This window comes from Streptomyces sp. NPDC048751, assembly GCF_043198595.1.
Classification (GTDB): domain Bacteria; phylum Actinomycetota; class Actinomycetes; order Streptomycetales; family Streptomycetaceae; genus Streptomyces.
In genome coordinates, this window is record NZ_JBICUX010000011.1 from 318,942 (window position 1) to 325,593 (window position 6,652).

At 70.3% G+C, this 6,652-nt stretch carries 8 protein-coding genes and 1 tRNA gene; 7 read left to right on the top strand and 2 right to left on the bottom strand.

The window, feature by feature from the left end; all coding sequences use genetic code 11:
• Positions 1-6: 6 nt before the first annotated feature.
• On the bottom strand, positions 7-1,101 hold the full coding sequence (locus ACGFNV_RS32345; RefSeq protein ID WP_393627309.1) for a M48 family metallopeptidase: 1,095 nt from the start codon (positions 1,099-1,101) through the stop codon (positions 7-9).
• 123 nt (positions 1,102-1,224) lie between these two features.
• Between ACGFNV_RS32345 and ACGFNV_RS32350 the strand changes: the two genes are divergently transcribed.
• From ACGFNV_RS32350 to ACGFNV_RS32380, 7 genes are all read left to right on the top strand, one after another.
• Positions 1,225-1,386: a hypothetical protein gene (locus ACGFNV_RS32350; protein ID WP_393627310.1), complete on the top strand. Its 162-nt coding sequence runs from the start codon at positions 1,225-1,227 to the stop codon at positions 1,384-1,386.
• Positions 1,387-1,516: 130 nt separating this feature from the next.
• Complete coding sequence (locus ACGFNV_RS32355) at positions 1,517-1,681, top strand: hypothetical protein (RefSeq protein WP_166662244.1); 165 nt, start codon at positions 1,517-1,519, stop codon at positions 1,679-1,681.
• A gap of 79 nt (positions 1,682-1,760) precedes the next feature.
• Positions 1,761-2,387: a nicotinate-nucleotide adenylyltransferase gene (nadD, locus tag ACGFNV_RS32360; RefSeq protein WP_133926304.1), complete on the top strand. Its 627-nt coding sequence runs from the start codon at positions 1,761-1,763 to the stop codon at positions 2,385-2,387.
• A gap of 16 nt (positions 2,388-2,403) precedes the next feature.
• Positions 2,404-4,119 carry a LytR C-terminal domain-containing protein gene (locus ACGFNV_RS32365; protein ID WP_393627313.1) on the top strand — a complete coding sequence of 572 codons (1,716 nt, stop codon included), beginning with the start codon at positions 2,404-2,406 and terminating at the stop codon, positions 4,117-4,119.
• A gap of 69 nt (positions 4,120-4,188) precedes the next feature.
• Positions 4,189-4,635 carry a ribosome silencing factor gene (gene rsfS, locus ACGFNV_RS32370; RefSeq protein WP_393627315.1) on the top strand — a complete coding sequence of 149 codons (447 nt, stop codon included), beginning with the start codon at positions 4,189-4,191 and terminating at the stop codon, positions 4,633-4,635.
• The gene (locus ACGFNV_RS32375; protein ID WP_393627317.1) at positions 4,632-5,294 is read left to right on the top strand and encodes a histidine phosphatase family protein; all 663 of its coding nucleotides are present in this window, start codon (positions 4,632-4,634) and stop codon (positions 5,292-5,294) included. The genes rsfS and ACGFNV_RS32375 overlap by 4 nt, the downstream gene beginning before the upstream one ends.
• Before the next feature lie 108 nt (positions 5,295-5,402).
• Positions 5,403-5,475 (top strand) — tRNA-Ala (locus tag ACGFNV_RS32380).
• Positions 5,476-5,542: 67 nt separating this feature from the next.
• Here ACGFNV_RS32380 and ACGFNV_RS32385 read toward each other — a convergent pair.
• On the bottom strand, positions 5,543-6,652 hold a 1,110-nt coding region (locus ACGFNV_RS32385; RefSeq protein WP_393627319.1), incomplete at its 5' end, for a dihydrolipoamide acetyltransferase family protein.

Here is a 6,652-nt window from a genome sequence, read left to right on the forward strand (position 1 = left end):
GCGGGCTCAGTCCTCGTCGCGGGGCGGCTGGTCCTCAGGCCGGTCCTTCGGGGGCGCGGGCGCCGTGAAGCCGTTGAAGCCCCGGCGGACACGGCCGCCGAGGTCGCCGGCGCCGCCCGCGAAGTCGGTGACCAGCTTCATCAGGGGGTCCTTGGAGTTCTTGACGTGGTCGGCGTAGTGCGACGCCGACTCGCGGAAGGAGTCGGTGACCGAGGTGTCCTTGTCCTCGGTGCGGCGCGGGTAGTGGCCGTCCATGATGCGCTGGTAGTCGCGGGACTCGGCCCACTTCTTCAGCTCGGCGGCGCGGACCGTGGTGAAGGGGTGGGAGCGGGGCAGCACGTTGAGGATCTTCAGGACGGAGTCGCGCAGGTCGCCGCCCGCCTCGTACTCCTCGGCCTGCTCCAGGAACGCGTCCACGTTCATCTCGTGCAGATGGTTGCCACCCGCGATCTTCATCAGGCCGCGCATGGAGGCCCGCACGTCCTGGCCGACGAGGAGACCGGCGCGGTCGGCGGACAGCTCCGACTTGCGGAACCACTCGCGCAGCGCGGTCACGATCGCCATGATCGCGAGGTTGCCCAGCGGGATCCACGCGACGCGCAGCGCCAGGCTGGTCAGGAACAGCAGGATCGTGCGGTAGACGGAGTGGCCGGACAGGGCGTGCCCCACCTCGTGGCCGACGACCGCCCGCATCTCCTCCTCGTCGAGCAGCTCCACCAGCCCCGTGGTGACGACGATGATCGGCTCGTCCAGGCCGATGCACATCGCGTTCGGCTGCGGGTCCTGGTTGACGTACATCGGCGGGACCTTCTCCAGGTCCAGGATGTAACACGCGTCCCGCAGCATCACGTTGAGGTGGGCGAACTGCTGGTCGGAGACGCGGACCGAGTCGGACAGGAACAGCAGGCGCAGGCTGCGCTCGGGCAGCAGACCGCTGAGGGCCTTGAACACCGTGTCGAAGCCGCTCAGCTTGCGCAGGGCCACCAGGGCGCTGCGGTCGGCGGGGTGCTCGTACGCACGGGAGGAGATCTCCGGGAAGCGCCTGCGCTGCCTGCTCGGCACCCTCTCGTGCTCCCCCTGCTGGTGACCGTCTTCGGACATTCTTCCCCCCACTGCTCGTCTGCGGCCCTTTTGCGGGCCCTTGTGTGGCCCTTTGCGTCCCCGAGGCGGAGCCCAGCCTAGGCGGATATACGGTGGACGGGGTACAGCGAAGGAGTCCCGTCCATGGAGCACAACCCCGCGTCCGCCTGGCTCGTCGAGGCCGCGAGCGCCGCACCGCAACAAGGAGCGGGGAACCTGCTCCGGATCGTCCTGATCGTGATGATCCTCGGCTGTGCGCTGACCGCCTGGTTCCTGCTGCGGGGCTACAGGCGGAAGGACGACTGAACGCGCGCGAAGGTTCCCCCCGGCCCGCCCGTGATCCCCAACGGCGGAGTCGGCGTGAGCGCGCCCGAGCCGCCCCCTTACCATGGGCCGACATCTTTATCCCGCCCACACCGGATAGGTCCTGCCGAAGATGAGCCTTCACAGCGCCGCTGCCCAGCTGGTCACCCTCGCCGCCGAGGGCGAGGAGCACGGCGGCAACCACGAGAGCCTGAACCCGTTGGTCACCGGCGGTGGAGCGTTCATCATCCTGCTGCTCCTGCTGTGGATCACCACCCGCTTCAACCGCGACCGCTGAGTCGCAGACGGTCCATACCGGGGCACCCCGGGCGTCCGGCTTCCGGGGCCCCGGGGCGGGGCCGGTAGGGTCTGCACGCATGGGAGAGCAGGACATGCCTACCGGTCCTTCGAGCCGTGGCAAGCGCCGTCTGGGCGTCATGGGCGGAACGTTCGACCCGATCCACCACGGGCACCTCGTGGCGGCCAGTGAGGTCGCCGCGCAGTTCCACCTCGACGAGGTCGTGTTCGTGCCGACCGGGCAGCCGTGGCAGAAGACCCACCGCAAGGTCTCCCCGGCCGAGGACCGCTACCTGATGACGGTCATCGCGACCGCCGAGAACCCCCAGTTCTCGGTGAGCCGCATCGACATCGACCGCGGCGGACCCACCTACACCGTGGACACCCTGCGCGACCTGCGGGCGCTCAACCCCGACACGGACCTGTTCTTCATCACCGGCGCCGACGCCCTCGGCCAGATCATCACCTGGCGGGACTCGGCGGAACTGTTCTCCCTCGCGCACTTCATCGGGGTGACCCGGCCCGGCCACAACCTGGCCGACCCCGGACTCCCGGAGGGCGGCGTCTCGCTCGTCGAGGTTCCCGCCCTCGCCATCTCCTCGACCGACTGCCGTGCGAGAGTCGCCAAGGGCGACCCCGTCTGGTATCTCGTGCCGGACGGAGTCGTGCGCTACATCGACAAGCGCGAGCTGTACCGCGGCGAGTGAGCCGAGAGGGGCACCGGTGAACGACCGATACGACGCGGGTTACGGCGGCGGTCACGACGACCAGTACGAACTCGTCGGCTACGACGAGTACGGCCGACCGATATACCGGCAGGCCCAAACCCAGGCCCAGACGCACGCCCAGACCCAGGCACAGCAGGCGCCTCAGACGTCCTACGAAGGCTACGGGCAGCAGGGCTACGGCTATGACCCGTACCACACCGGCCAGCAGCAGCCGCAGACCTACGGGTCCTACGACACCAGCACCTACGACACAGGCACCTACGACACCGGCTCGTACGACACCGGCACCTACGGCACCTCGGCCCCGTACGACCCCTACGGGCAGACCGCGTCGAGCGGGCAGCAGCCACGGGTCGCGGAGCAGACCGCCCACATCCCGCAGCAGGCCGGACCGCCCCAGGAGGCGGCCCCCGCGCCGGAGCCCGAGCAGCGGGAGTACCACACCGAGCAGTTCTCGTTCGTCGAGGAGCCCGACCAGGACTCCGAGGACGTCATCGACTGGCTGAACTTCACCGAGAACCGCACCGAGCGCCGCGAGGAGGCCAAGCGCCGCGCCCGCAGCCGCCTCGTCGCCCTCGCCGTCGTCATGGCCCTGGTCGCGGTCGGCGGGGTCGGCTACCTCTGGTTCGCCGGGAAGCTGCCCGGCCTGTCGTCGTCGGACACCAAGACCGGCACCACGACCGCCACGGGCGCCCAGAAGCGGGACGTGATCGTCGTCCATCTGCACAACACCGCGAAGGGCGGCACCTCCACGGCGCTGCTCGTCGACAACACCACCACCAAGCAGGGCACCACCGTGCTGCTGCCCAACTCCCTCGTCCTCACCGACGAGGACGGCACCACGACCACCCTCGCCAAGTCCGTCGAGGACGACGGCTCCTCCGGCACCCGGGACGCCATCGACACCGTCCTCGGCACCGACATCCAGGGCACCTGGCGCCTGGACACGCCGTACCTGCAGAACCTCGTCGACCTCATCGGCGACATCGACGTCGACACCGACACCGACGTACCCGACCCGAGCGCCAAGAAGAAGGGCGCCGCCCCGCTCGTCCACAAGGGCGAGGACCAGACCCTCAGCGGCAAGATGGCCGTGGCCTACGCCACCTACCGCGCCCCCGGCGAGGCCCAGAACGCCCAGCTGGAGCGGTTCGGGCAGGTCATGCAGGGCGTACTGCGCAAGATGTCGTCCGACCCGAAGGCGGCGACCGTCACGGTGCAGACGCTGGCGCAGATCCTCGACCCGTCCCTCACCGACCAGGACCTCGGCACCTTCCTCGCCAAACTCGCCGACCTCGCCAAGGGCGGCGACTACAAGTCCGCCCTGCTGCCGGTGCAGACCGACGGCACGCTCAGCGCGCAGGCCAGCGCGAGCGTCGTCAAGGACGTCCTCGGCGGCACCGCGAAGAGCCCCGACCAGGACGCGGCCGTCAGTGTCTCCGTCCAGAACGCCAGTGGCAGCAAGTCCGACACCGAGGACGCGCGCGTGGTGCTCCTGAACGGCGGCTTCACCTTCCTGGAGGCCGGTACGGCGTCCAGTGCGCAGGCCACCTCCAAGGTCACGTACTCCGACGCCGGGAACAAGGAGAACGCCACCGAGGTCGCCAAGACCCTGGGCCTGCCCGACAGCAGTGTCACCAAGGGGAGCGTCCCCGGAAACGCGGACGTCGCGGTGGTCCTCGGCCAGGACTACAAGCCCTCGTCGTCGTAATCGGATGAGGTGCCGTCGGCGGTCCGTGAGACCCTTGGTCTCAAGTGACCGCCGACGGAAAGCCATGTAGTGACCGCCACTGACCGCTCCATCGAGCTCATCAACACCGCCGCCCAGGCGGCAGCCGACAAGCTCGCGCACGACATCATCGCCTACGACGTCAGCGACGTGCTGTCGATCACGGACGCCTTCCTGCTGGCCTCCGCGCCCAACGACCGCCAGGTCAAGTCCATCGTGGACGAGATCGAGGAGCGCCTGAACAAGGACCTCGGCGCCAAGCCGGTGCGCCGCGAGGGCGACCGCGAGGCCCGCTGGGTCCTCCTCGACTACGTCGACATCGTCGTCCACGTCCAGCACAGCGAGGAGCGCGTCTTCTACGCCCTGGAGCGGCTGTGGAAGGACTGCCCCGAGCTGGAACTGCCCGAGGACGCCAGGGCCACCCGCGGCAAGGCCGAGGAACACGCCAGGCTGCAGGCCGCGGAGGACGCCACGACCTCGTTCGGGGACCTGAGGTGAGCGCACCCGCCGGCCGTGGGGCCGGAAGGGGGCGCCGGGTCATCCTCTGGCGGCACGGCCAGACCTCGTGGAACGTGGAGCGCCGCTTCCAGGGCACCACGGACGTCCCGCTGACCGAGACCGGCGTCGCCCAGGCCCGCCGCGCCGCCCGGCTGCTCGCCTCCCTGGAGCCCGACGCGATCGTCGCCTCCGACCTCCAGCGGGCCGCGCACACCGCCGCCGAGCTCGCCGGGCTCACCGGCCTCGACGTCGCCCACGACGAGGGCCTGCGCGAGACCTACGCCGGCCTCTGGCAGGGCCTGACGCACGAGGAGATCCTCTCCCGGCACGGCGAGGAGTACACCGCGTGGAAGCGCGGCGAGGCCGTGCGCCGCGGCGGCGGCGAACTGGAGACGGAGGTCGCCGACCGCGCCGCCCCCGTCGTCCTGCGGCACGCCGAGAAGCTCCCCGAGAGCGGCACCCTCGTCGTGGTCAGCCACGGCGGCACCATCCGCACCACCATCGGGCGTCTCCTCGGCCTGGAGGCGCACCACTGGGAGAGCCTCGGCGGCCTCTCCAACTGCTGCTGGTCGGTCCTCGGCGAGGGCGCCCGCGGCTGGCGTCTCCTCGAGCACAACGCCGGCACCCTGCCGGAGCCGGTGCTCGGCGACGACGACTGAGCGTGCCCGAGGCGGCCCGGGGAGGGCCCCCGTACCCGGATTTCACTTTCCGGCAGGTCGCAGGCTAAAGTTCTTCTTGTTCGCCCCGCCGAGCGGGACGAGACACAAGGGGCTATAGCTCAGTTGGTAGAGCGCCTGCATGGCATGCAGGAGGTCAGGAGTTCAATTCTCCTTAGCTCCACAGAGGCTCCTCGAAGAACGGCCCGTACGGCATCCCGTACGGGCCGTTCTCGTGTCCCTGCCGCCGGTCAGGCCCAGGTGATGAGCCGCTTCGGGTGCTCCAGGATCTCCGCGATGTCGGCGAGGACCTTCGAACCCAGCTCCCCGTCGACCAGGCGGTGGTCGAAGCTCAACGCCAGCGTGGTGACCCGGCGGGGCTTGACCTCGCCCTCGTGGACCCACGGCCGCAGCTTGATCGCGCCGACCGCGAGGATCGCCGCCTCGCCCGGGTTGAGGAGCGGGGTGCCCGTGTCGATGCCGAAGACGCCGATGTTCGTGACGGTGATCGTGCCGCCGCGCAGGTCCGCGGGAGCGGTCGTGCCCAGGCGGGCGGTGGTCACCAGCTCGCCGAGGGCCTCCGCGAGCTGCGGGAGTGTCTTGGTGTGGGCGTCCTTGATGTTCGGGACGAGCAGACCGCGGGGCGTGGCGGCGGCGATGCCGAGGTTGACGTAGTGCTTCTGGACGATCTCCTGGGTCGCCTCGTTCCAGGAGGCGTTGATGTCCGGGTTGCGCTTCACGGCGACCAGGAGGGCCCTGGTGATCAGCAGCAGCGGGTTGACGCGCAGGCCTTGCATGTCCTTGTCCCGCTTGAGCTCTTCGACGAGCTTCATCGTGCGGGTCACGTCGACGGTGATGAACTCGGTGACGTGGGGCGCGGTGAACGCGGAGCCGACCATGGCCGCGGCCGTCGCCTTGCGGACGCCCTTGACCGGGACACGGGTCTCGCGGGCGGTGGCGGTGATCTCCATCGGCCGCTCGGGTGCGGGTGCGGGTGCTGCCGCCGCGTGGACGTCCTCGCGGGTGATGACGCCGTCGGTGCCGGAGGGGATGACGGCGGTCAGATCGACGCCGAGGTCCTTGGCGAGCTTGCGCACGGGGGGCTTGGCCAGCGGGCGGGTGGTGGGGGTGTGGCCGTTGTGCCCGGTCGGTGGGGTGGTGCGGGGGCGGCGGCGGGTGGGGGACTCGGCCACGCCGTAGCCGACGAGGACGGGGACGCGCTCGGCCTCGGCAGCCGCCTCCACCGCGATGATGGGGGCGCCGACGTCCACCGTGGTGCCCTCGGTGAAGTGGAGGGCGCGGACCACGCCGTCGTAGGGGATGGGGAGTTCGACGGCCGCCTTGGCGGTCTCGACCTCGCA